This is a genomic window from Vibrio sp. RM-69-4, assembly GCF_024743775.1.
In the GTDB taxonomy this organism is placed as follows: Bacteria; Pseudomonadota; Gammaproteobacteria; order Enterobacterales; family Vibrionaceae; genus Vibrio; species Vibrio anguillarum.
The window spans coordinates 48,563-72,245 of record NZ_JAMQXI010000063.1 but is presented as its reverse complement, the minus strand read 5'-3'; the positions used below and the strand labels follow the sequence as shown (position 1 = coordinate 72,245).

At 46.0% G+C, this 23,683-nt stretch carries 21 protein-coding genes; 14 read left to right on the top strand and 7 right to left on the bottom strand.

Annotated elements, in window-relative coordinates; translation table 11 throughout:
- Positions 1–28 precede the first annotated feature (28 nt).
- Both speG and NB504_RS09470 read left to right on the top strand, forming a co-directional pair.
- The gene (gene speG, locus NB504_RS09475) at positions 29–550 is read left to right on the top strand and encodes a spermidine N1-acetyltransferase (RefSeq protein ID WP_013868118.1); all 522 of its coding nucleotides are present in this window, start codon (positions 29–31) and stop codon (positions 548–550) included.
- Positions 551–567: 17 nt separating this feature from the next.
- Positions 568–813, top strand: coding sequence for a Rho-binding antiterminator (locus tag NB504_RS09470; RefSeq protein ID WP_013868119.1), 246 nt, complete (start codon positions 568–570; stop codon positions 811–813).
- A 48-nt stretch (positions 814–861) separates the two neighbouring features.
- Here NB504_RS09470 and NB504_RS09465 read toward each other — a convergent pair whose 3' ends face one another.
- The 4 genes from NB504_RS09465 to ompW form a co-directional block, all read right to left on the bottom strand.
- Positions 862–1,470 (bottom strand): 2OG-Fe(II) oxygenase, encoded by a 609-nt coding sequence (locus tag NB504_RS09465; RefSeq protein WP_174223888.1) that lies wholly within the window; start codon positions 1,468–1,470, stop codon positions 862–864.
- Between the two features lie 227 nt (positions 1,471–1,697).
- The gene (empA, locus tag NB504_RS09460; RefSeq protein WP_094163326.1) at positions 1,698–3,533 is read right to left on the bottom strand and encodes a zinc metalloprotease EmpA; all 1,836 of its coding nucleotides are present in this window, start codon (positions 3,531–3,533) and stop codon (positions 1,698–1,700) included.
- 41 nt (positions 3,534–3,574) lie between these two features.
- Positions 3,575–3,718 (bottom strand): hypothetical protein, encoded by a 144-nt coding sequence (locus NB504_RS09455; protein WP_019281242.1) that lies wholly within the window; start codon positions 3,716–3,718, stop codon positions 3,575–3,577.
- Between the two features lie 163 nt (positions 3,719–3,881).
- Positions 3,882–4,520, bottom strand: a complete 639-nt coding sequence (gene ompW / locus NB504_RS09450) for an outer membrane protein OmpW (RefSeq protein WP_258428724.1) — start codon at positions 4,518–4,520, stop codon at positions 3,882–3,884.
- Between the two features lie 398 nt (positions 4,521–4,918).
- On the opposite strand from ompW, the gene NB504_RS09445 reads away from it, so the two are divergent.
- Positions 4,919–5,323: a cystatin domain-containing protein gene (locus NB504_RS09445; protein WP_258428723.1), complete on the top strand. Its 405-nt coding sequence runs from the start codon at positions 4,919–4,921 to the stop codon at positions 5,321–5,323.
- A gap of 93 nt (positions 5,324–5,416) precedes the next feature.
- On the opposite strand, the gene NB504_RS09440 is transcribed toward NB504_RS09445, so the two are convergent.
- Entirely contained in the window at positions 5,417–6,592 is a 1,176-nt protein-coding gene (locus NB504_RS09440; RefSeq protein WP_094125092.1) for a lytic polysaccharide monooxygenase, read from the bottom strand.
- Positions 6,593–7,086: 494 nt separating this feature from the next.
- On the opposite strand from NB504_RS09440, the gene glpT reads away from it, so the two are divergent.
- Both glpT and glpQ read left to right on the top strand, forming a co-directional pair.
- Positions 7,087–8,463: a glycerol-3-phosphate transporter gene (gene glpT, locus NB504_RS09435; RefSeq protein ID WP_069212239.1), complete on the top strand. Its 1,377-nt coding sequence runs from the start codon at positions 7,087–7,089 to the stop codon at positions 8,461–8,463.
- Positions 8,464–8,562: 99 nt separating this feature from the next.
- Positions 8,563–9,624 (top strand): glycerophosphodiester phosphodiesterase, encoded by a 1,062-nt coding sequence (glpQ, locus tag NB504_RS09430; RefSeq protein WP_026028651.1) that lies wholly within the window; start codon positions 8,563–8,565, stop codon positions 9,622–9,624.
- Positions 9,625–9,687: 63 nt separating this feature from the next.
- On the opposite strand, the gene NB504_RS09425 is transcribed toward glpQ, so the two are convergent.
- A complete protein-coding gene (locus tag NB504_RS09425; RefSeq protein WP_258428722.1) occupies positions 9,688–10,572 on the bottom strand; it encodes a LysR family transcriptional regulator in 885 nt (294 codons plus the stop codon).
- 85 nt (positions 10,573–10,657) lie between these two features.
- Between NB504_RS09425 and budA the strand changes: the two genes are divergently transcribed.
- The 6 genes from budA (at position 10,658) to NB504_RS09395 (ending at position 16,566) form a co-directional block, all read left to right on the top strand.
- On the top strand, positions 10,658–11,455 hold the full coding sequence (gene budA, locus NB504_RS09420) for an acetolactate decarboxylase (RefSeq protein WP_069212237.1): 798 nt from the start codon (positions 10,658–10,660) through the stop codon (positions 11,453–11,455).
- A 100-nt stretch (positions 11,456–11,555) separates the two neighbouring features.
- Positions 11,556–13,259 carry an acetolactate synthase AlsS gene (alsS, locus tag NB504_RS09415; protein WP_170899026.1) on the top strand — a complete coding sequence of 568 codons (1,704 nt, stop codon included), beginning with the start codon at positions 11,556–11,558 and terminating at the stop codon, positions 13,257–13,259.
- The gene (locus tag NB504_RS09410) at positions 13,256–14,014 is read left to right on the top strand and encodes an SDR family NAD(P)-dependent oxidoreductase (RefSeq protein WP_013868131.1); all 759 of its coding nucleotides are present in this window, start codon (positions 13,256–13,258) and stop codon (positions 14,012–14,014) included. Before alsS ends, NB504_RS09410 begins: the two co-directional genes overlap by 4 nt.
- A 371-nt stretch (positions 14,015–14,385) precedes the next feature.
- Positions 14,386–14,622: a hypothetical protein gene (locus NB504_RS09405; RefSeq protein WP_094133787.1), complete on the top strand. Its 237-nt coding sequence runs from the start codon at positions 14,386–14,388 to the stop codon at positions 14,620–14,622.
- 20 nt (positions 14,623–14,642) lie between these two features.
- Positions 14,643–15,467: a carbohydrate-binding protein gene (locus NB504_RS09400; RefSeq protein WP_094133788.1), complete on the top strand. Its 825-nt coding sequence runs from the start codon at positions 14,643–14,645 to the stop codon at positions 15,465–15,467.
- A gap of 286 nt (positions 15,468–15,753) precedes the next feature.
- Entirely contained in the window at positions 15,754–16,566 is an 813-nt protein-coding gene (locus NB504_RS09395; RefSeq protein ID WP_258428720.1) for a KTSC domain-containing protein, read from the top strand.
- Between the two features lie 137 nt (positions 16,567–16,703).
- On the opposite strand, the gene NB504_RS09390 is transcribed toward NB504_RS09395, so the two are convergent.
- Positions 16,704–17,603, bottom strand: coding sequence for a LysR family transcriptional regulator (locus tag NB504_RS09390; RefSeq protein WP_013868134.1), 900 nt, complete (start codon positions 17,601–17,603; stop codon positions 16,704–16,706).
- Between the two features lie 220 nt (positions 17,604–17,823).
- Between NB504_RS09390 and NB504_RS09385 the strand changes: the two genes are divergently transcribed.
- The 3 genes from NB504_RS09385 to NB504_RS09375 all read left to right on the top strand — a co-directional run bounded on the left by NB504_RS09385 (position 17,824) and on the right by NB504_RS09375 (position 23,678).
- Positions 17,824–19,524 carry an L-lactate permease gene (locus NB504_RS09385; RefSeq protein WP_258428719.1) on the top strand — a complete coding sequence of 567 codons (1,701 nt, stop codon included), beginning with the start codon at positions 17,824–17,826 and terminating at the stop codon, positions 19,522–19,524.
- Positions 19,525–19,631: 107 nt separating this feature from the next.
- A complete protein-coding gene (gene lldD / locus NB504_RS09380) occupies positions 19,632–20,768 on the top strand; it encodes an FMN-dependent L-lactate dehydrogenase LldD (protein WP_026027779.1) in 1,137 nt (378 codons plus the stop codon).
- Between the two features lie 69 nt (positions 20,769–20,837).
- Positions 20,838–23,678 carry an FAD-binding and (Fe-S)-binding domain-containing protein gene (locus tag NB504_RS09375; RefSeq protein ID WP_405054805.1) on the top strand — a complete coding sequence of 947 codons (2,841 nt, stop codon included), beginning with the start codon at positions 20,838–20,840 and terminating at the stop codon, positions 23,676–23,678.
- The last annotated feature ends 5 nt before the right edge of the window (positions 23,679–23,683 follow it).

Here is a 23,683-nt window from a genome sequence, read left to right as displayed (position 1 = left end):
GAATGCCTTAGTTCAATGAAGGTTTGCTATGAATAATCAATTATCATTAAGAGCGTTAGAGCGCGGTGACTTACGCTTTATCCATGATCTCAATAACAACCGCAACATTATGTCTTACTGGTTTGAAGAGCCTTATGAATCTTTTGATGAACTGGAAGAGCTGTACAACAAGCACATTCACGATAACGCCGAGCGTCGGTTTGTGGTTGAGAACCGAGATAAGGAACTGATCGGTCTCGTTGAATTAATTGAAATTGATTACATTCACCGCAGTGGCGAGTTTCAGATCATCATCACGCCAGAGCACCAAGGAAAAGGGTTTGCACAAACCTTGATCAACAAAGCCTTAGACTACTCTTTCACCATTTTGAACCTACACAAAATCTACCTGCATGTGTCGACGGAAAACGAAAAAGCCATCCATTTATACCAAAAAGCCGGCTTTGTTGAGGAAGGGCACTTAGTTGAAGAATTCTTTATTAATGGCCAATATCGTGATGTAAAGCGCATGTACATTTTGCAAAACGCGTATCTTAATAAGCCCGCGTAACGTCATAGGAGTGAATAATGGTCACTTGCAGTCAATATGATTACATTGAGCTCGCGTGTTTGTTTCATTTGCCCGTCAAGCTCACTTTAAAAAATGGTATTACCTATTCAGGCACCGCGATGGACACTCTGCGCAATGAACACCAACAAGAGTGCATTGTGTTGAAAAATGAACAAAGTGAACACTTAATTGAAACCAATGCCTTATTGATGATGGAGGCATTAAGCTCACATCCTCATTTTACCCTGATCAAATTTGACTGATAAAAGAGCGTGGCAGCACAAAAGCCACGCTTACTTATTAGCTTTGCGTTAACTGGCAATATCGAGCTTGTTGCCCGTCACGCCATTAATGCGAAACCACCCAGCGATGCTGAAACGCTCAGCATTGGTAGGTTGTACTTCATGCGGAAAACGTTCGGATAAAAAGACCAGTAAACGCCCCGCTATCGGCGCAACCGTCGCGAGATACTGATCTTCAACATCGTAAATAACCAACTCACCTGCATCAGCACCACACCACCGATCATTCATATAAAATACCGTCGTCAGTTTTCGGCTGGCGTTGCCTGTAAAGGCGTCGAGGTGTTTTTGGTAGAATGCTCCTATTTCATATTTGGCAAAATGAGCTTCATATTCAAATAGCCCAAGAAAAAAGTGGCGGTTAACCTCTTCGCGAATTTGCTCCATACGTTGCAAATAGTCTTGCACAGGCAGGCCCATGCTGTTTTCAATCCACTGGATTTTATCGTTGCGTATTTCAACCTCTAATTGCAAGGCATCGTGCCTGCCAATTCGCGCCACTTGTAACTGCGGTGGCGTACACGCTCGTAGGTTTTTGGTTTGCTCTGGTGTTAAAAAGTCATCCCATATGTACCAACCTTGATCGGCAATTGCGTCCATCAATTTATCTAACGACATTTTCACACTACATATAACAAAAGTGCTGTGGTTATATCGATAGCAAGCCATAACAACAAATCGGTGTTTCGATGCTTAAGACAAGGCGAATTTGTGGAGGTGGAGAAGCTGGCAAGAAAAGACTAGAAACAAACACCGTGGTTGTTGAACAACCTATCGTTGAATACACTCCTACATAACAAAGGGGCACTGACTCGTGCCCCTTTAAATTTAATCAATAAAGATAATTAATCCAGTCTTAACGTTACACCACTGTAGTTACTATAGCCTTTGAGCATCACATGGTAGGTGGTTCCTGGTGTTGCAGAAATTGTGCACTGTTCATTGTTACCCGATTTGTAAGGGCGACAATCCCACGAAGAAGTGGTTGGTTTGCTGCCGGCTTTGACATACAAATCAGCATCACCTGAGCCCAAACTGATCGAAACTTTAGCGCTGGTTGAGCTTGCGACCGTAAAGGTATAGAAGGCTTCCGAGCTTCGCGTACCTTGTAACCCTATTACTGGTTTGCCTTTTTCTAGCACATTCTCCGTTGGAGGCACTACGCCACAGCTAGCATTTACGCCCACTTGGTTAAAGGCATCAACCACATCCGCTTTGTTATAACCTAAGTCTTGTGCCGCTTTTGCGACGCCACATCCACCTTGGTCAAAGGTACTGTTTGCTGTCCAATATAACTGGTTAGCGACGGTGAACACTTCAAAACCTTTACGAACCGACCAATTGGCCTTGTTGGCTAGCAAATAATACGCGCGATTAAATACACCACTTGAATAGTGAACATTTAATCCATTGTAGTATTGAGAAGCGTGATCGATAGAACGGCCATCTTTTGACGGTTGATCAAAATAACGTAAGCCACCGGAAGATTTGAAAATGTCGCTCCCGACCACCCAGTCAACGCTGCCTTTCATATAAAATTCAGCCGCTTCCCCAGCAATATCAGAGAACGCTTCATTGATACCACCAGACATATTTTGGTAAACAAGCCCTGAGTTCTGCTCGGTAAAGCCGTGGCTCACTTCATGCGCGCTGACGTTGATATCCACTAATGGATAAAATGTATTTTGGCCATCACCAAAGGTCATGGACGATCCGTTCCAGAAGGCGTTTTCATAGTTGCTATCATAATGCACACGCATAGTTAGCTGGAAGGTTAATGGAGTGGTGTTCATCCAGTCTTTGTACATATCGAACACCACTTTACCAAAGTAGTGTGCGTCATTAAGCGGTGAATAAGCGCCATTAATCGCTTTGTAATCGTTGTAATTACTCGCGTCGGTACATGAATAGCTGAACGTTGAACCACCCGATGTCGCATGCTTCATATCCACGGTTTTTACAGCGCTATTCACCATGCTACAGGTGTTGCCTACTTTATTTATCACTAACCCTGGGAAATCTGTTCCGTACTGATAAAAACCTGTCTTCTGATTTCCACCAGGTCCAGTACCCGTCGCCTCTGCATGGTTTAACCCTTCCCAAGTTTGTAATACGTCACCAGAGTTCGCATCAATAAAGAAAAATGGCCGTGCAGGCTCATTGCTTGCAACAAAGAAGTCGACTAAATAAACCATTTGAGCCATTTGGTTTTCGTCCAAACGCACCATCAATTGAGCACGCTCGTTTTCTGTAACAAGATCCGCACTCGTTAGTGATGGGTTTTGTTGTTGGTAATGCGTAAGTGCAATACTAACCGCCTGCTTTTGTTCAACTTGTGGTGAAGTACTTACCACATCAGAATCAATTTGCTGCGCCATCATGCCGTAAACTTGGCCGATACCTTTCTCAGTTTGCGTTGCTACGACTGACGTATTAAAGACCGGTAAACCATGATACATCTGCTGGTAACGAACTTTGACTTTACCATTAGGTAGAGTGACGCTTTTTACCACCTGAAAGCCATTTTGTGTTGGCACAATACTGCGAGCCTGCATGGATAAAGCTTGTTCTAGTAGACTTGGATCATCAACCTGCACCATTTTCGCGGCTGATACTGGTAGTGCTGCGCTGATAGAGGCTGCGAGGAATAGCCACTTCATTTGACGTTGTACTTTTTTCATTTCTCAATCCTAGAGAGTTATTATTAGCATCCGCTGACGACTTACATCCAATCAACCACCAGCGACGTGACTGCGAATGATTCGCTCATTGAAAATGGATCAAGAAAACCAACCTCGCCAGTAGCACGGAAAAATAGTGCAAAACGAGCGTCAAATAAAATGGTCACAAAAAAGACAATAGCCAAAATAACTCGAAGAATTCTTATAATAATTAAATTTAATATCAACAAGATAAACATAAATGATAATTATATGTACATTTAATAGTGCACATAACTATCAATATAATTTTTGCTTGAAATTGAAAAAGGCAGCGCTCGCTGCCTTCTATTAATCACCTTGCTACCACTAAAACTTATAACCAGCGCCTATCATAAATACCCAAGGATCAATGGTCACATCGGTTTTTTGCTCAATGCCGCCAAACTTATAAGTCGCTTCAGTTTCAATATCGGCATACCAAACTGACGCATTCAAAAACCACTGTTCGTTGAGCATATAATCAAATCCTGCATTGGCCGCTAGGCCCCAAGAATCTTTGAGTTTGAGATTCGTTAAATCGGTATTTTTTCCATTAAAACCTTCATCGAAGAACATGGTGTAGTTAATGCCCGCTCCAACATAAGGACGGAATTTCGATGACGCTTCACCAAAGTAGTATTGCAACATAAAAGTCGGCGGTAGATGTTTTGTTTCAGCAATGTCACCTAAGTTCAAAAGATTGGTTGAAATAGTATGGCTAAAAGGTGTAGCCGCTAACACTTCAAAGCTAATATTGTCGGTGATCATATAGCCTATTGTTAAGCCAAGCTGAACGTTTGAGTCCACAGCAAGCTCTTCATTTGAGCCTAAAATACCATCGCTGCTATCATTGGGCACCACAGCGGCAAGACCGGCACGCACAAGAAAGTCACCTTCTTTGTGGGCAAAAACATTCGTAGAAACAAGAGCAGAAAGCACGGCAAGGCCGCAAAGTGTTTTTTTCATTGTGATTTCCTTTTTGTAGGGCGGGGTAATAGTTTTTATTTGCGCGCACAGTAGCACATAAAAACCACACTTTTTTGATGGAAATCAATTTGTAAAATTTATCGCCGATCAGCTTACAACTCTGCAACCTTGATCACTTTTCTAGGCATAAAAACACACAGTCATGTAATGCGTTTTTTATGTGCATCACACCTAGCCTAACGTTGAAATGGCTTTGTTATTTATGGTTAAAAACTGACAATATTGGTAAGAAATAGTAATAGCGTTTTATTGTCAGAAAATATCATCATAATTTATCACGCACCTAACAGAGCTTGACGGACTCCTCACACCACAATTGTTAATATGAACTCCTCAGATTAACCCTTTCTGCTTTTCTAAAAACAAAGGACAACTCAATGAAACGATTTCTTTTACCTCTATTTGGTTTGCTCGCGTTAGCGGGGTGTGATCAACAAACGCAAACAGAAAGTACTAAGGCTCTAGAACCCACCGTGATGGTGACGGAAACAGATGCCGTACCGTCACCCATCTGTGCAAGCGAGTTGATGCCGGGAGGTTGGCAAGCGACAGAAATTACCGACGAAGCTAAAGAAGCGTTGAAGAGCGCTTTAGCACAAATGGAGAGCAATGCACAATTAAAAGACATTATCGATGTCCGCTCACAAGTGGTTAACGGGGTGAATTATGCCATTGAGTTTGAAATGGATGATGGCAGCATTTGGAATGCGATAATCTATCGCAGTTTAGAAGGTGATTACTTGTTAACCCAACCAGCAAAACAAGGCAAATTGTGTGAATAACCTCATCTCATAAGCAATGATTAAACCAGAGAGTTAAAGAGTAAAAAGAGGCCATGGCCTCTTTTTACTACTCGATACTATAGTTATTTAATACTATCGCCATACGCCCCATTCACCCGTAGTTCCGGGCTCTTCATTTTTTGTCCACCACTGCGCGGTCCAAGTTTGCTGATTGTGCATAACGACATCACCGGACGTATAAATTTTAGTCGCATTCCAAGCATTATCTGGGACAGGTGGCTGTGGCGTTTCCTCTTTTAGCAAAGAAAGCTGATAACTGTAAGTCGCGTTTGGAGCAAACACACGGTTAGCATACACATTCTGGCTATCGTACATATAGTGATTCATTTCTTGGTGCCAAATACCAATAAACCACTCCCCTTTTTTTACTTGGTTAAACTGACCTGCCATTTCCGCTGGCCACGTTGCTGTATTATTGGCTGAAATCGCTAAGCTGATATCGGTCGTTTCATTGCCATTGGCATCGAAGGTACGCAAACGAACCGTATCGCCAGATTCAACAGGACCAAAACCTTGTGAAAGATAACCACCAAGATCGCTGAGATTCTGCGCAGGTTCTGATGGGTCTGTCGGATCCGTTGGGTTTGATCCACCACCGCTAAAACTAATATCACTGCAGTTATAAAAACCTTCGCCCGCGGCATCAATACGTTGCCAGCGGGTATAAAGCACTGCATCACCACTTCTATCGGCGGGTAGGGTAATCTTGATGCGATATTTTTTATCCGTCCCTACGGTGATATTACCTTTGGTATCAATAAGATCCAGATCATCCCAAGTTAATGGGGCCTCACCAGTATAAGTCGGTTTAGAGAGATAAAACTCCCAATAAGAGGGGTTATGTGGCGCGGTAGCATTAAAGACTAATTCGATTTGTTGATTAGCATCTAAATTCACGGCCGTTTTTTGCCAATGAGGTGAAGCAACATCTAACCCTGCTTTCGCGTTGCTGCCTGCGGAGCACAACAAGCCGTCGCGAACAACAGCTTGAACATGAGCCATGTCACGATAATTTGCCACATTAGCCGCCACTTCATTGCGTTGTACAAAAGGATAAGCTCCGGACTGATCAAAAGCCGCTTGGCATGCTGCATTAGGGATCGTATTACTCCAGAAACCACCATCTAGGTAACAGGTATTTTGCCGCGCGCTCGGAAATTCAACCCAACCATGAGCTTGTGCATGAGCAGAAAGCAATCCGCTCAATGAAAGTAAACCCAACACACTGACTTTATTAAAATTATTCATCATTCTTCCTTTTTGTATTATTAGCATCAATGCCACAGAACGACACTCTGTAACACATGAATTGCCAATCAAAGCTAGCAAGAATTATCAATAGACAGTGTCAAATCTGAGTAGGAATACTGGACTATTTGCTTATTTTGCCACTCTCTTTCCAATCAAAAAGGATATGAATCATTGAACTCACAGTGAGTTTCGAGTGACTTCATGGTTTAACAATTTTTGCCAACTTTCCTTATCTGCGATTTAATTGACGACAAAACAACCAAAAACAAACATCTCGCGAACAAAAGTGAAAACGATTACATCTCAATTTAATGGCACTAACCATGAAAAAATGAAAACTAATCATTTGTTTTTATGCACAAATTAATTCCCTTGTAACATTTGTCACAGAAATACATTCAGTTGCACACGACAATGCCGTTCTCTTTCGAATGAAACATTTTTTATCGTTCGAGCTTTAGAACCATCGCACTACATTAATGAGGTCAACTATGTTTGGTATCTTTAAACCCCAAGCGCATATCGAGAGGCTCGCTACTGAGCGGCTCGATAGCACTTATAGCCGCTTGCGCTGGCAGTTATTCATCAGTATTTTCTTCGGCTACGCAGGCTACTACCTTGTTCGTAAGAACTTTAGTTTGGCGATGCCTTATTTGATTGACCAAGGTTTTAGCCGCGGTGATCTCGGGGTAGCTCTTGCCGCCGTATCGATTGCTTATGGCTTATCTAAATTCTTAATGGGGAGTGTTTCTGACCGCTCTAACCCACGCTACTTCTTAAGTGCAGGCCTTTTAATGTCTGCGTTAGTGATGTTCTGTTTCGGTTTTATGCCGTGGGCAACAGGCAGCATTACTGCGATGTTTATTTTGCTGTTCTTAAACGGTTGGTTCCAAGGTATGGGCTGGCCTGCGTGTGGCCGTACCATGGTTCACTGGTGGTCACGTAAAGAACGTGGGGAAATTGTTTCTGTATGGAACGTAGCCCACAACGTCGGCGGTGGCTTAATTGGTCCCCTTTTCTTGTTTGGTCTTTGGGCATTTAACGATGACTGGCGCGCCGCATTTTACGTTCCTGCCTTTTTTGCAACCTTAGTTGCCATTTTCATTTGGATGACGCTGCGCGATACGCCGCAATCTTGTGGTTTACCACCGATTGAAGAGTATAAAGATGACTACCCAGACGACTACGATAAATCTCATGAGAATGAGATGACCGCGAAGGAAATCTTCTTTAAGTACGTTTTCTCTAACAAATTGTTGTGGTCTATCGCTATTGCCAACGCTTTTGTGTATCTCATTCGTTATGGCGTATTGGACTGGGCTCCTGTTTATTTGAAAGAAGCTAAAGAGTTCACCGTTGATAAATCTTCTTGGGCGTACTTCTTGTATGAGTGGGCAGGTATTCCGGGAACGCTATTGTGTGGTTGGATATCCGACAAAGTATTCAAAGGCCGTCGTGCACCTGCGGGCATCTTATTCATGGTTCTCGTTACTTTTGCGGTACTCATTTACTGGTTTAACCCTGCCGGTAACCCAGGTATCGACATGGCGGCTCTTATTGCGATTGGTTTCTTAATTTATGGCCCAGTAATGCTGATTGGTTTATACGCACTGGAACTGGCTCCGAAAAAAGCGGCAGGTACCGCAGCAGGTTTAACAGGTTTATTTGGTTATCTCGGCGGCGCAGTAGCGGCAAATGCAGTATTGGGTTACACCGTTGACCACTTTGGTTGGGATGGCGGCTTTATGATCCTAGTCGCTTCATGCGGTATTTCTATCCTTTGTCTGCTGTATGCCTACATTGGCGAGCGTGCTCACCATAAAGAAAAAGACAGACTTGCGGAAGAAAAAGCGTCAACGCCATCATAAATCTGACACCTAAATGTGTTGAATTTGCGTTACGCACTGTTCACTTTGAATCAAAACTCTCCCCCTGCAACGTCAGGGGGAATTTTTAAGGATAACAATATGAAACTGACACTACTCGCACTTTCCATGGCTACTTTAGCCAGCTCGGCGTGGGTTCAAGCAGAACCATTGGTGATAGCCCATCGCGGCGCTTCCGGTTATCTGCCTGAACATACCCTTGAAGCCAAAGCGCTTGCTTACGGCATGAAGCCTGATTTTATTGAACAAGATGTCGTGATGACCAAGGATGACCAATTGGTGGTTCTGCACGATCACTATCTTGACCGCGTCACTGACGTTGCAGAGCGTTTCCCTGACCGTGCACGTGGTGATGGCCGCTATTACGCCATCGATTTTACGCTGGCAGAGATCAAAAGCCTGCGCGTAACTGAAGGTTTTAATATCGATGACAAAGGCAATAAAACCGCTGGTTTCCCCAACCGTTTCCCTCTTTGGAAATCAGACTTCACCGTCCCAACCTTAGCGGAAGAGATCGAGCTGATCCAAGGGCTGAACAAAACGCTCGGTTACGATATTGGTATTTATCCAGAAATCAAAGCGCCTTGGTTCCACCGCCATGAAGGGAAAGACATCAGTAAAGCGGTACTGAAAATGCTGAAGGAATATGGTTACGACAGTCAAGAGTCGAACGTTTATCTGCAATGTTTTGATCCTATCGAGCTAAAACGCATTAATGATGAACTGCTTCCAGCAATGAACATGGACCTCAAACTGGTTCAATTGATGGCCTACACCGATTGGAATGAGACCATGATCTATGATGGCGACCAAGCACAGCCATACAGCTATGATTGGATGTTCGAAGCAAACGGCATGAAGCAAGTCGCCACCTACGCCGATGGCATTGGCCCGTGGAAACCTATGTTGGTTGACGATGCTTCAACCAAAGAAAACATCATCATCAAGCCATTGATGAAAGCCGCTAAAACCGCAGGGTTAGTCGTTCACCCTTATACCTTCCGCGCAGAGCCCGATCGCATTGCACCTTATGCCGACAGCTTTGATGGGATGCTCGATGTGTTCTACAACACGGTAAAAGTGGATGGTTTATTTACGGACTATCCCGATAAAGCAGTGGAGTTTTTGCATTCAACTCGCTAAGTAAGCGTGATTAACCTTACCACTTTGGCACGCTTCATCCCCAGTATCATCATGCTGGGGATGTTATTTTGGGTGACTTAATGCCTTCACCACCTTAAGCACATGCTTATTTAAGTTACTGGCTTCCCAAAGCACCGCAATTTGGCTGTTAAAAGGCATCTCCTCGATGGGAGTGATCACGGCAGAATCATCGATATGTTCAGCCAGTGATTGGGGTACAACAGCTACGCCAAATCCCGCTTGAGCCATTGCAACCATCGACCTCAACTGTGGAGCCGAAAAACGTTGATCGACACGGATACCCACATCGTCAAACAGCGCTTTCATACCATCATGCAATGCTGGCCCCGTTTCACGAGGAAACAACAAAACGTGCTCATTTTTTAACTGAACTAAAGTAAGGCGATCTTTTCCAACCAAGGGATGCCCTGAAGGGATCACCGCCACAAAAGGCTCTTCAAATAAAACCACCCGCTGTAAAGACTCACTGGCATAACAAGGTAAACGCACCAATGCTATATCCAACTGCTTAGCTTTCAACTGCTCAACCAACTCTGGCATCGCTTGCTCAACCGCGGTGAGATTCACGTTTGAAAAACTGTCCCTTATCTCCCGCACTCGGGATAATATTTGGGTATTCATCGCAACCGAAGTCGCAAAGCCCATCCGCACTTCATTTTTTTCTCCACGCGCCAGCTGTTTTACTTTCGCCTTCGCTCGATCCACATCATTTAAGATGGTGACCGCATCGACATAAAACATTTGCCCAGCCTCGGTCAGCTCTACCCCACGTGGTAAACGCTTGAATAACAGCGTATCGAGCTCATGCTCCAATTTCTTTATCTGCTGGCTCAACGGTGGTTGAGCAATACCTAACACTTCAGCCGCTCGTGTGAAATGGCGAGTTTGTGCCACCGCCACAAAATACTTGAGATAGCGAAACTCCATATCTTTTCCATATAGAAATAAATCTTATTTATATTGGATTTAGCCACGTGGAGAAGTCAATCTAAATATACACTTTATTGCATAAATGGTTATTCTCATGCGTGGATTCTACACTCCGCTTTGTGCTTGTTCTCTCGATGTAGCAAAAGAGTTTGCTGAATATCATCATGTAACGGGTGATGGAGAGATTTACCAAACTTCGTTGATGAGTGCGTTGATTGCTGGCGTTTATGAAGGCGCAACAACAGTTGAACAACTGCTGCAACATGGCGATTTTGGCTTGGGCACATTCAATCAATTAGACGGTGAGCTCATTGCGTTTGATAAAGAGGTTTTCCAATTAAAAGCCGATGGTTCGGCTAACCCCGCACACTTAGCGCAGCAAACCCCCTTCGCCGTCATGACTTTTTTCACTCCTGATGTCGAAGTTCCTATCACCTCTAAAATGTCTCGTGCTGACGTTCATCATCTGATTGATGAGCTAGTACCCAGTGACAATATTTTCTGCGCAGTACGCATTGACGGTTTATATCAGTTTGTCAGAACGCGTACCGTGCCGCGTCAAACTCGCCCATTTCGCCCAATGTTGGATGTTGTAAAAGAGCAGCCCACATTTAATTTCACCTTCAAACAAGGCGTTATCGCCGGTTTTAGAAGCCCGCAGTACACCACAGGTATTAACGTTCCGGGGTATCACGAACATTTCATTACCGAAGATAGAAAAGGCGGCGGCCACATACAGGACTACTCTATTTCGTCGGGCTTTTTGCAAATTGGCAAAGTATCGCGCTTGGTAATTGATACCCCGACTTCGCTAGATTTCCTTAAAGCCAACCTAGCTCCCAATGACATCCGAACCGCGATTGAAAAAGCGGAAAAATAGCGCTGAACAGGAGAAAAATAATTGAATTGAAAAAAGCCGCCAGATAGCACCACCACTTCGTGAAGAAGTGTCAACGTCAGTCAACAATAAGGGTATAAAAATGAATACAAAACCTACCACTAGAAATGGCGCTCAATTAATCGCTCAACAGCTGGAATCTTTGGGTGTCCGCTATATTTTTGGCATTCCGGGGGCCAAAATTGATCGGTTATTTGACGCCATTGAAGACACCAATATTCAAATGATCCCAGTGCGTCACGAAGCCAATGCGGCCTTTATGGCCGGCGTCATCGGCCGTTTAACCGGCAAAGCTGGAGTCACCATGGTGACCTCAGGCCCGGGCTGTGGCAACTTGGTTTCAGGGGTTGCCACTGCCAATTCAGAAGGTGACCCGCTGGTCGCTATCGGCGGCGCGGTCAAACGAGCAGATCAACAAAAGCAAACGCACCAGAGTATGGATACCGTCAGTATTTTCCGCTCTATCACAAAATCCAGTGCAGAAATTCAACATGTTGATGCCGCCAGCGAAGTGATGGCCAATGCCTTTCGCACAGCAGAATCAGGCCGGCCGGGGGCGTGTTTCGTTAGCATTCCCCAAGATGTGTTATCCGACCACACTCTCACTGATATTATTGTTCCATCACGTAATGCTCATTCAAGCCAAGCCAGCCCAGAAGCGATCGAAGAAGCCATTACCCGAATCGAGCGGTCACAGCGCTGCGTCGTCTTACTCGGCTTACACGCCAGTCGCGCTGAAAATGCTCAAGCCATCAGCCGTTTTTTGCGCACCACTCAACTGCCTGTAGTCGGAACCTATCAAGCCGCTGGGGCAGTTGATATTAACTATTATCACCATTTCGCTGGCCGCGTAGGTTTATTTAACAATCAGCCCGGAGATGTATTGCTGCAAGATGCTGACCTGATTGTCACTATTGGTTTTAACCCCATCGAGTACGACCCAGAACTTTGGAACGCAAAACAGTCCCCAATCATCCACTTAGACATTGAACCAGCAGAGTATCAGCTCAATTACCAACCTTGTGTGGAAATTGTCGGCAATATCGTTCAATCACTGGATGATATGATCGATTGTGTCACCAATTTCGCACGCCTCTCTCCCAAAGCCTTATCGATTTTAGAGGAAGTGGCACAACAGCGGCAGATAATAAAATCCTACCCTACTCGTCAATCTCAGCATGGGTTTCATCCATTAACCTTAATCAAAGCGATGCAATCCATTATTACCCCAGACACCACCTTGTGTCTGGATATGGGCAGCTTCCATATCTGGATTGCGCGCTATTTAAGCTGTTTTCGCGCCCGTCAAATGCTGATTTCAAATGGTCAGCAAACTATGGGCGTTGCCCTACCTTGGGCGATTGGTGCAAACCTGCTTAAACCCAGCACCAAAGTGGTCTCTGTTTCTGGTGATGGCGGCTTCATGCAATCAAGCATGGAGTTAGAAACGGCCGTCCGCCTAAAATGCAACATCGTACATATCATCTGGGTCGATAACGCCTACAACATGGTCGAGATACAAGAGATGAAAAAGTATCAACGCCCGTCCGGAATAAAATTTGGCCCAATAGACTTTAAAGCGTATGCCGAATCATTTGGCGCGCAAGGCTTTGCCGTGACCGAACGTCATCAACTGATGCCTATGCTGCATCAAGCCATGGAAACTCAAGGACCTGCTGTCATCGCTATTCCCGTTGATTACAGTGACAACTACAAGTTGATGCTACCCCGAACACAAGAAAATCGAGATCCAATTTTTGAGCATATCGAAGGAGAAACAATATGAATGGTTTAACCCATAAAGTCGCTTTAGTCACAGGTGCCGCAAACGGCATCGGCTTTGCGATAGCACAGCGTTTATATGATGAAGGGGCCAATGTAGTACTGGCCGACTGGAATGAAGAGCAGCTCGCCACCGCCATCGAAGCTTTTGACTCAACACGCGTCGCGGCGCAAGTGATTGACGTCTCCGACCCTAAAAAAGTAAAAGCCATGATCGATAACGCCGTATCGCGCTTCGGTAAGCTCGACATTTTAGTCAACAATGCGGGCATCCACATCCCCGGCTCCGTCTTAGAAAGCAGCGTTGAAGATTGGAAGAAAATATCAGCGGTGAATATTGATGGCGTCGTGTATTGCTCTAAATTTGCCTTACCTGAGTTGCTAAAAACACAGGGGACCATAGTCAACACCGCTTCAGTCTCTGGCTTAGGTGGCGACTGGGGTGCCGCATTTTACTGCGCCAGTAAAGGCGCGGTAGTCAACCTCACTCGCGCCATGGCGCTAGACCACGGTGCCGCTGGCGTGCGAATTAACGCCGTGTGCCCAAGCTTAGTTAAAACCAATATGACCAATGGTTGGTCGCAAGAGATTAGAGATAAATTTAACGAGCGCATCGCTCTAGGACGCGCCGCAGAACCGAGCGAAATTGCCGCCGCAGTGGCCTTTTTAGCCAGCGACGATGCATCGTTTATCAATGGTGTCAATTTACCCGTCGATGGTGGCGCTACCGCTTCCGACGGCCAACCTAAAATCGTTTAACCACGAAAATTCAGCCAGTACCTAAACCATTTTCCGTGCTGGCTGACATTTTAGTTACACTTGATGCAGCCGAAATTTGCTCCAATTAATTTCTGTCTAAGTCTAGTGGCAAGGATAAATTAGTTGCATCACGAATATCAATACACTGTGTTCTCGGGTAGTCATCCGTTTAGACACCCAGTTACACGAACGTTTTAATGACGATAAAAACACCAAAGGCCTCTCACTTAGAGTGGATTAACAATCGCAAAGTAACTGACTGATTTGTAAAAAAGATATAATTCAAGATTACTCGCAATATTACGTTCATTTTAAGGCTAGATAAACCAGTTTGCATAAAGTATCCGCCATCTTAGATTGTGAGGTACTCCATGCGATTATTGGGTTTATACATTCCGTTAATAACGATGGTTGGTTCGCTCCTACCAGATGCAAGTCAGAGCACGAGTGTACTTGAAGCCAGCCTACCATCACGCAGTGAATTGACCATCACCATTCCATCCGGGGTAACGCCCAACAACTCCGGCGACACCATTTTTCTATTTGATGAATACGAACAACCGTTGGACTCTGTTAGTAGCTACTCATCTTGTAAAGAAGGCATTTAAATCACTTTTAAGGAAGAATTATGAACAAGCAGTTAGTTGCGTTAACCATAGGATTGAGTCTATCAACCAGTGCGCTCGCGTCCGTGCCGTGGGACAAAGACACTGCATACAGTACCAGCGACATTGTCAACCATAACGGTGAGTCATTCGTTGCGTCTCATTGGAGCCAAGGTACAGCGCCCGAGGTGAACAACATTTCATGGGATGGCTGGATACATCTTGATAGTACGAATGTAGCGATGTATGCACATGAACAAGCCTATGTGGGAGGCTCTGTCGTCAATTACAACGGTGATGTGTACCTAGCCAAGTGGTGGGTTAAGGGCGAATACCCAAGCGAATCCAGCACATGGCGATTACTCGAAGACTTTAACCTTGAACCTTCAACGCCCGTTGAAGATCCAGATCCCAACGTAAACCCTAAATCACCAGACACTATTCATGGTGTGGATAGCGATAACGATGGCATCAGAGACAGTTACAAAGCATCGGTGCTTGAAAAATATGAACACCCTGACATTGTCCAACTGGCTCTGGCGGTCAGTCTAGAATATGCCGACCTCCATACATTGGGACTCGAAGAGGCAGAGACGATTGAGATCTCTAAAGAAGACGCAACTACCAAATACAACAGTATCGTTGCTTTCGAGAAATGTGCTCAGCAATTGCAATCGGAAGGCAGGATCGACGAAACCCCAGCACAACTGTACGCCAACTCAATTTATCGCGCACTCTATTACCGTTTGGGTAAAGAACGCTTATTTAAAGCCATGGACTATGACTTTGATGCTTTGGTTTTGCCTGAGAACCCATGTCCTCAAACATTGAATAGCGAGTCAAACTAGATGAAAAACTATATACCAAATTTGGTACTGTTGAGTACGATGATGTCTTTAGTTTCTTCCGCTCAAGGCCAATGTGTTGATAACGTAGATAAACTTCAGCTCTTTTATGTCAATGGGATGTTCACCAGCCCTGAAGGCGCACGATCCAATAGAGACGCGCTAGACAGATTTCAGGACAAGCACTTAGGTCAATATGAAAAGTATCGAAATGTCCAAGTTGCGTATAACGTAGCCATAAATAGATGAAGCTTTTTTAGTCCAAGTTGCAGAAGTGGCTTTTCATAAAATGACTGAAGAACAAAAAAGAGCGGATGAAGGCCGTTTACTCGAAAACTTTATCCTCGGTCACAACCTAAACATCATTGATGATCTGGCAGGTACATTCAGTTGGTTCTTCACCGAAATCGTCGAAGATGTTGAATCCATCCAAGATGAAGGCGATTACCAAAACATGAGGCATTTGCTGAATTTGACGATGGATGACTGTACCCGAGTATTGTTAGTAACTCATTCCCAAGGCAACTTCTATGGCAACCGATTGTTCACTGAAATATCGAACTCCTACACTTACTCTACTGGTGCGAAGCTAAGTGATTACCCAATGCTCGGTTACCTAGGTATCGCAAACCCGACATTCCATGTTGGCGGCTCTTTTGGCAACGCACACACTGACATAGCCAAAACATTTACCAACGACAACGACTGGCCGATGTGGGCGGTAAGACGCTCACTTGGTGCAGTACCCGCTGACCCAGTAAGTACATCTGACCGCGATGAATCATATGGCCATGGTTTGGAAGAGGCTTACCTCAAAGATAATGCAGAACCTATTTTAGCGGATTACATGACGCAGATTATCGAAAACCTAACACCTTACCCGCTTTTCGAACAGCACCTGTCCTCTTCGTCCGCGACATCTCATTTAGGCTATTCAGCGATTTCTGAACACCTGGATATTCGATTCAGATATGGTGGTGGCTATCGATACAACGGTGTCCCCGAACCCGTTTGGAATGGTTTCCTTAATACCTCTAGCCATGGCACGTACTTTAATACCTATATCAAAGATAAGTACGCATTTGAAAAAATTGAGAATTGATAGTCTTAAATAGCATTCTGCCAATTTATGTAGAATTCTACATAGGGTGCTATGGATATAATAGCACCCATCGGATCCTCGACCCTCTGGTACATCAAACTCACACAGACCGGATACATGCTTTACATAAGTCACACTTAAAAATAGTGTGAAATAGTCAAATAGCGGGCGCGGATGTGCTCTATCAGCAAGCGGACTTTATTCGGGGGTTGGCGAGTAAAGGGATACACGGCATATATACCCAATTTTTTGCCCACTTGTTCCGGGAAAATATCCACTAGCTGGCCGTTACGAAAATCATGATAAACCAAACAGCGCGGTACATAAGCAATGCCGTGGCCGCCTAAAGCCGCTTTTCTCAGTGCCGTGGCATTATCCGTAGAAAAGCAGCCCGAGACTGTGACAATGTAGTTTCCTTTGCGACCTTTAAATTCCCACTCGCTAGCGCCTGTGGTTTGGTAGGCATATTGAAAGCAGTTGTGGTTGACTAAATCTTCCGGTTTTAACGGTTTTCCATTTTTCGCAATATAAGAGGGAGAAGCGCACACAACCCATTGCGAGTCTAAAATATGCCGCGCAATTAAGCTTGAATCTTCCAAGTAACCAGTGCGGATCACTAGGTCAAAACCTCCTTCCACTAAATCAACAAAACGGTTATCAAGCGACATGTCTACCGTTAAGCCGGGGTGTAAATTGCAAAATTCCGCAACCGCGTCGGCCAATATTAGATCGCCTGATATGGTGGGTACCGACATTTTGATGTGGCCGCTGACATTTTCACCAAACCCAGCCACCGCATCGACGGCTTCTTGAGTGGCAAGCTTCACATTTTTCGCACCCTGTAACAGTGCCTTGCCCGCTTCAGTCAGGGTTAATTTACGCGTAGTTCGATATAATAGCTGCACGCCTAACTCTTCTTCTAAACGCGCCATTCTTTTACTAACTACTGAATTTGTAAGGCTATTCTGTTCTGCTACTTTACTAAAACTTCCCAGTTCCATCACTTGTGAAAACAATATTAGGTCGTCTGCTCGCATCTTATTATGTCAATTTTGGAATTAATTATTTTCATTATTTCCCTATATCCATAAAAAATAAAGGAGTAAATTCACCCCGAATTAACAAAAAAATCACAAATATAATAATTTAGCTACCCGACGTGGCCGAAAGGTCTGTAGCCCCTACAGGATGTCTGCTCCTCAACTATCCTACTATTTAGAGCTAGTACGAAGAGCACACTTTACGAGGAAGTATCCAATGAACGAAACCTTACTGGCACTAGTGGCCTTCTCCCCCATTGTGGTGGCAGCGATTCTTTTAGTCGGGCTCAACTGGCCTGCGAAAAAGGCGATGCCCGTGGCCTTTGCATTAACTGTGGCCATCGCCCTCACCTTTTGGGATATGTCGGCAAACCGCGTGCTCGCTTCTGTTTTGCAAGGGTTCGGTATCACGATTTCCGTGCTCTGGATTGTGTTTGGCGCAATCTTCCTACTCAACACCTTAAAACACACTGGTGCTATCACCACCATTCGTAACGGTTTTACTGATGTTTCGGCTGATCGCCGTGTGCAAGCCATTATCATTGCGTGGTGTTTTGGCTCTTTTATTGAAGGCGCTTCTGGTTTTGGTACACCGGCGGCTATCGCGGCTCCGTTGCTGGTTGCGATTGGCTTTCCGGCGTTGGCTGCCGTATTGATGGGGATGATGATCCAATCCACTCCTGTCTCTTTCGGCGCAGTGGGAACGCCCATTATTGTTGGGGTAAACAAGGGGTTAGATACGCACAACATCACCGAAACGCTGATCAGCAACGGTTCAAGTTGGGATGTGTATTTACAGCAAATCACCGCCAGTGTCGCCATCACCCATGCGATAGTCGGTACATTGATGCCAGTATTAATGGCGATGATGTTGACGCGCTTTTTCGGTAAAAACAAAAGCTGGACCGAAGGGTTAGATATTTTGCCTTTTGCGATTTTCTCTGGCTTGGCTTTTACTGTGCCTTACGCGCTAACGGGCGTCTTTCTTGGCCCAGAATTTCCCTCATTAATCGGTGGCTTGATCAGCTTGGCACTGGTTGTCACGGCCGCGAAAAAAGGCTTTTTAGTACCAAAATCACAATGGGATTTTCCAGAAGAAAAATCGTGGCCCGTAGAGTGGTTAGGCTCATTAAAAATTGATATTGAAGAGATCAAAGCTAAACCGATGGGCCTTGCATTGGCTTGGACTCCCTATGTTCTACTCGCGGTTATCCTTGTGGCAAGCCGTGTGAGCAGCGAATTTAAGTCACTGCTGGCTGGAGTGAGCCTATCCTTTAACAACATTCTGGCTGAAACAGGCATCAGCACGGCCATTCAACCGCTTTATCTTCCCGGTGGCATCTTGGTTTTTGTCGCGTTACTGGCAGTAATATTGCAGTCGCGCAGTGCGACACCGCTCATCAAAGCATTCGGTGAATCAAGCAAAACGCTGATCGGCGCGGGTTTTGTGTTGGTATTCACTATCCCTATGGTGCGCATTTTTATTAATTCTGGCGTCAATGGCGCAGAGCTTGCGAGCATGCCAGTCACTACCGCCAATTTTGCCGCGGGTTTAGTCGGTGATGCCTTCCCTGCATTAAGTGCCACCGTTGGCGCACTTGGGGCGTTCATCGCAGGCTCAAATACGGTGTCGAACATGATGTTTAGCCAGTTCCAGTTTGAAGTGGCGCAAACGCTCTCTATTTCCAGTGTGATGATCATTGCGCTACAAGCTGTTGGCGCAGCGGCGGGCAATATGATTGCGATTCACAACGTCGTCGCGGCATCAGCAACGCTCGGTTTATTGGGCCGTGAAGGAGCCACGCTGCGCAAAACCATTATCCCGACTTTCTACTACCTTGTGATGACTGGCCTTATCGGTTTAGTGGTGATTTACGGCTTTAATATGACCGATGTACTAATGACCCAGCAACCCTAAGTTTGGTGATGTGACTTGGTATCAACTTGGTTTTTATAACCATTAATCTTGTGTAATAAATGCAGAGCTCGCTAGGCGGCGGCTCTGTACAAATTAGGATTCAATCTATGATTATTTCAGCCTCCACCGACTATCGCGCTGCCGCGAAAGCGAAATTGCCTCCTTTTCTGTTTCATTATATTGATGGTGGCTCATACGGTGAGCACACGCTCACACGCAATACCGCCGATTTAGCCGATATCGCACTGCGCCAACGCGTGCTTAATGACATGTCAGAGCTCAGTTTAGAAACACAACTGTTTGGCGAACAGCTTGCAATGCCGATTGCTCTTGCCCCTGTTGGTTTAACTGGTATGTACGCGCGGCGCGGCGAAGTGCAAGCGGCGCGCGCGGCTGAAAATAAGGGCATTCCTTTTACACTGTCTACCGTATCGGTTTGCCCGATCGAAGAAGTATCAGCGGCGCTGGCTCGACCAATTTGGTTTCAACTCTACGTGCTTAAAGATCGCGGCTTTATGAAAAATGTGTTGGAGCGCGCCAAAGCCGCGGGGGTAAAAAACCTCGTGTTTACCGTGGATATGCCCGTTCCCGGCGCACGTTACCGCGATATGCATTCTGGCATGAGCGGCCCTAATGCGGCGATGCGCCGAGTGTTTCAAGCGATGAAACACCCAAGCTGGGCGTGGGATGTCGGCTTGCTCGGCAAGCCACACGATTTAGGCAATATTTCTGCCTACCGTGGCACGCCGACTAAATTGGAAGACTACATTGGTTGGCTTGGTGAGAATTTTGATCCTTCCATTTCATGGAAAGATTTAGAGTGGATCCGCGACTTTTGGGACGGCCCGATGATCATTAAAGGCATTCTAGATACAGAAGATGCCAAAGATGCGGTGCGATTTGGCGCTGATGGCATTATCGTATCCAACCACGGTGGTCGCCAGCTTGATGGGGTATTGTCAACCGCCAAAGCCTTACCTGCGATTGCTGATGCGGTGAAGGGCGACCTGAAAATTCTGGTCGATTCTGGAATTCGCACTGGGCTTGATGTGGTACGCATGCTCGCGCTGGGCGCGGACTGTACGCTGCTGGGTCGCTCGTTTGTTTATGCATTAGCGGCGCAAGGTCAAAGCGGCGTTGAGAACTTGCTCGATTTATATGAAAAAGAGATGCGCGTTGCCATGACCTTAACCGGAGCGAAAACCATTGCCGATTTGTCACGAGACTCGTTAGTCAAACTTTAATCTCATGATGACAAACCAACGGTAGCCGCACGTTAACCTATCCACAACCTCAATTTAAAATGGGAAACAATGATGGCCAGCACTCTTTCAGACGCCACCTATCGTCAACTGGAAACGCAACTCGCTACGCGCATCGACCCTGAGCGCATCATCACGCAGCAGGCAAAACGCCTTGCTTATGGCACTGATGCCAGTTTCTATCGCTTGGTGCCGAAAATTGTGCTGCGCTTACAAAGCCTTGATGAGGTCATTTTTGCCATTAAAAGCTGCCGCGAGCTTGGCGTTCACTGCACGTTTCGCGCCGCTGGCACCAGTTTATCTGGTCAGGCAGTTTCTGATTCAGTCTTGATCGCCTTAACCGATGACTGGCGCGGTCATCGCATTCACGATGAGGGCAAAAAAATCACCCTACAACCGGGGGTCATCGGAGCTGATGCCAACAAATACCTTGCCCCTTTTCAACGCAAAATCGGCCCAGATCCAGCCTCAATCAACACCTGCAAAATTGGTGGAATCGCCGCCAATAACGCCAGTGGTATGTGCTGCGGCACCGCGCAAAACTCTTACCGCACTGTCGATAGTATGAAGATCGTCTTCGCAGACGGTTCCGTGCTCGACACCGCAAACCCAGAAAGCATCGCTGCATTCAAAATCGCTAAACCCGAATTGATTGAAGGTATTACTCAACTTCACGTACAAACGGCGCAAAATCACACACTATCAAAACTTATTCAGCACAAATATCGCCTAAAAAACACCACTGGCTATGCCCTAAATGCTCTCGTTGATTACTCTGATCCGATTGAAATCATTGAACATTTGATGATTGGGTCGGAAGGCACACTCGGTTTTATTGCCGACATCACCTACAACACCGTCATTGAGCACGCGCACAAAGCCTCAGCGCTGCTTGTCTTTGCTGATATTGAGCAGGCTAGCCAAGCGGTTACGACCCTGTCCAAAACCCCAGTTGCGGCAGTCGAAATGATGGATGGACGCGCGATGCGCTCTGTCGCTGACAAAGCCGGCATGCCCGCATTTATTGCGCAATTGGATCTAGAAGCCGCTGCGCTGCTAATTGAGTCTCACGCCAGCGATCACGCGGCCCTTCATTCGCAATGCAGCGCCGTGATGGCAACACTAAGCGATTACCAGATCATCGAATCCGTACCATTCACCTCCGATGCCAAGACGGTGGCAACCTTATGGGGCATTCGCAAAGGGATGTTCCCTGCCGTGGGCGCGGTGCGCGAAGTGGGGACAACCGTCATCATTGAAGATGTGGCGTTTCCGGTAGAAAGCCTTGCCAATGGTGTGCGCGACTTGCAGGCTCTGTTTGATCACTACCACTATCACGAAGCCATCATCTTCGGCCACGCTCTAGAAGGCAACTTGCATTTTGTCTTTACACAAGGCTTTGATAGCCAAAGTGAGATCGACCGCTACGGCGCATTTATGGATGAAGTGGCCGAGCTGGTGGCCGTGAAATATCAAGGCTCACTCAAAGCCGAGCACGGCACGGGCCGTAACATGGCACCGTATGTGGAATTGGAATGGGGCAAAGACGGTTACACCTTAATGCAACAAATCAAAACCCTGTTTGACCCACAAGGCTTGCTCAACCCCGGCGTTATAATCAACGATGATCCGCGTTCCCACTTAGCTAACCTAAAGCCAATGCCAGCAGCTGATGCCTTGGTCGATCGCTGCATCGAATGCGGGTTTTGCGAACCTGTTTGTCCGTCTCGCACGCTATCACTCTCGCCCCGTCAACGAATCGTCTTGTACCGCGAGCTACAACGTCGACGCGAGCAAGGTGAAACGGTAGAAGCTTCTGAGCTTGAAAAAGTCTTTGAATACCAAGGATTAGACACCTGCGCCGCAACTGGCTTATGCGCTGAGCGCTGCCCTGTTGGCATCAACACTGGTGATTTAGTGAAAAAGCTGCGCACCGCGAAATACCAAAAATTCATCCCCATTGCTACATGGACGGCGGATCACTTTGCCGCCACCACAGCCGTGGCTAAAATCGGCCTCAGTGCCAACCAATTGGCGATCAAATGGCTGGGCGACAAGTTAGTCGGCGGCGCAACCAACGGCTTGCGTAAACTCAGCAAAGGCAAAACGCCTATTTGGTATCCACAACTGCCGCAAGCCAATCATCAGAACTTAACCATTGCAGTAGAAAACCTGCCGCGCCGTGAGAAAAAAGTCGTCTATCTGCCCTCTTGTGCAAGCCGAAATATGGGCCAACAAAATAGCGCGGGCGATCAGCGACCATTAACCGAAGTGACCTTATCGCTGCTTAACAAAGCAGGATATGAGGTGATCCTACCTAACAAGCTCAACAGCCAATGTTGTGGTATGCCCTATGACAGCAAGGGAATGAATGAGCTTGCGCAGTCAAAAGCGCAGCAGTTAGAAGCCGCGTTATGGCAAGCTAGCCAACAAGGGCGATATCCGGTATTGATGGATACCAGCCCGTGTGCAAAACGCAGTATTGAACAATTTACCAAACCACTGGAGATCTTAGAACCCGTCGGTTTTGTCAATAGGTATCTGTTGGATTCTTTAGCGATCAAAGCCAAAGAAGAGACTGTGATGCTGCATATCACCTGCAGTGCACGCAAAATGGGATTGGAAGCCGACATGCTCAAATTGACCCAAACCTGCGTCAGCACGGTGATTGTGCCAGAGCATATTCAATGCTGTGGCTGGGCGGGCGATAAAGGCTTTACCACGCCAGAACTGAATGCGGCGGCCGTTCATCCGCTCAAAGAGCAAGTCCCTGCTCACTGCGAACGCGGATTCAGTAATAGCCGTACCTGTGAAATTGGCCTGTCGCACCACAGCGGCATTCCATATCAATCCATTTTGTATTTAGTTGATGAAGTGTCTAAACCGCTTTGATCTAC

Coding starts and splice junctions, on each gene's coding strand:
- speG (WP_013868118.1), top strand. CDS start 29: ATGAATAATCAATTATCATTAAGAGCGTTAGAGCGCGGTGACTTACGC.
- NB504_RS09470 (WP_013868119.1), top strand. CDS start 568: ATGGTCACTTGCAGTCAATATGATTACATTGAGCTCGCGTGTTTGTTT.
- NB504_RS09465 (WP_174223888.1), bottom strand. CDS start 1,470: ATGTCGTTAGATAAATTGATGGACGCAATTGCCGATCAAGGTTGGTAC.
- empA (WP_094163326.1), bottom strand. CDS start 3,533: ATGAAAAAAGTACAACGTCAAATGAAGTGGCTATTCCTCGCAGCCTCT.
- ompW (WP_258428724.1), bottom strand. CDS start 4,520: ATGAAAAAAACACTTTGCGGCCTTGCCGTGCTTTCTGCTCTTGTTTCT.
- NB504_RS09445 (WP_258428723.1), top strand. CDS start 4,919: ATGAAACGATTTCTTTTACCTCTATTTGGTTTGCTCGCGTTAGCGGGG.
- NB504_RS09440 (WP_094125092.1), bottom strand. CDS start 6,592: ATGAATAATTTTAATAAAGTCAGTGTGTTGGGTTTACTTTCATTGAGC.
- glpT (WP_069212239.1), top strand. CDS start 7,087: ATGTTTGGTATCTTTAAACCCCAAGCGCATATCGAGAGGCTCGCTACT.
- glpQ (WP_026028651.1), top strand. CDS start 8,563: ATGAAACTGACACTACTCGCACTTTCCATGGCTACTTTAGCCAGCTCG.
- NB504_RS09425 (WP_258428722.1), bottom strand. CDS start 10,572: ATGGAGTTTCGCTATCTCAAGTATTTTGTGGCGGTGGCACAAACTCGC.
- budA (WP_069212237.1), top strand. CDS start 10,658: ATGGTTATTCTCATGCGTGGATTCTACACTCCGCTTTGTGCTTGTTCT.
- alsS (WP_170899026.1), top strand. CDS start 11,556: ATGAATACAAAACCTACCACTAGAAATGGCGCTCAATTAATCGCTCAA.
- NB504_RS09410 (WP_013868131.1), top strand. CDS start 13,256: ATGAATGGTTTAACCCATAAAGTCGCTTTAGTCACAGGTGCCGCAAAC.
- NB504_RS09405 (WP_094133787.1), top strand. CDS start 14,386: ATGCGATTATTGGGTTTATACATTCCGTTAATAACGATGGTTGGTTCG.
- NB504_RS09400 (WP_094133788.1), top strand. CDS start 14,643: ATGAACAAGCAGTTAGTTGCGTTAACCATAGGATTGAGTCTATCAACC.
- NB504_RS09395 (WP_258428720.1), top strand. CDS start 15,754: ATGACTGAAGAACAAAAAAGAGCGGATGAAGGCCGTTTACTCGAAAAC.
- NB504_RS09390 (WP_013868134.1), bottom strand. CDS start 17,603: ATGCGAGCAGACGACCTAATATTGTTTTCACAAGTGATGGAACTGGGA.
- NB504_RS09385 (WP_258428719.1), top strand. CDS start 17,824: ATGAACGAAACCTTACTGGCACTAGTGGCCTTCTCCCCCATTGTGGTG.
- lldD (WP_026027779.1), top strand. CDS start 19,632: ATGATTATTTCAGCCTCCACCGACTATCGCGCTGCCGCGAAAGCGAAA.
- NB504_RS09375 (WP_405054805.1), top strand. CDS start 20,838: ATGATGGCCAGCACTCTTTCAGACGCCACCTATCGTCAACTGGAAACG.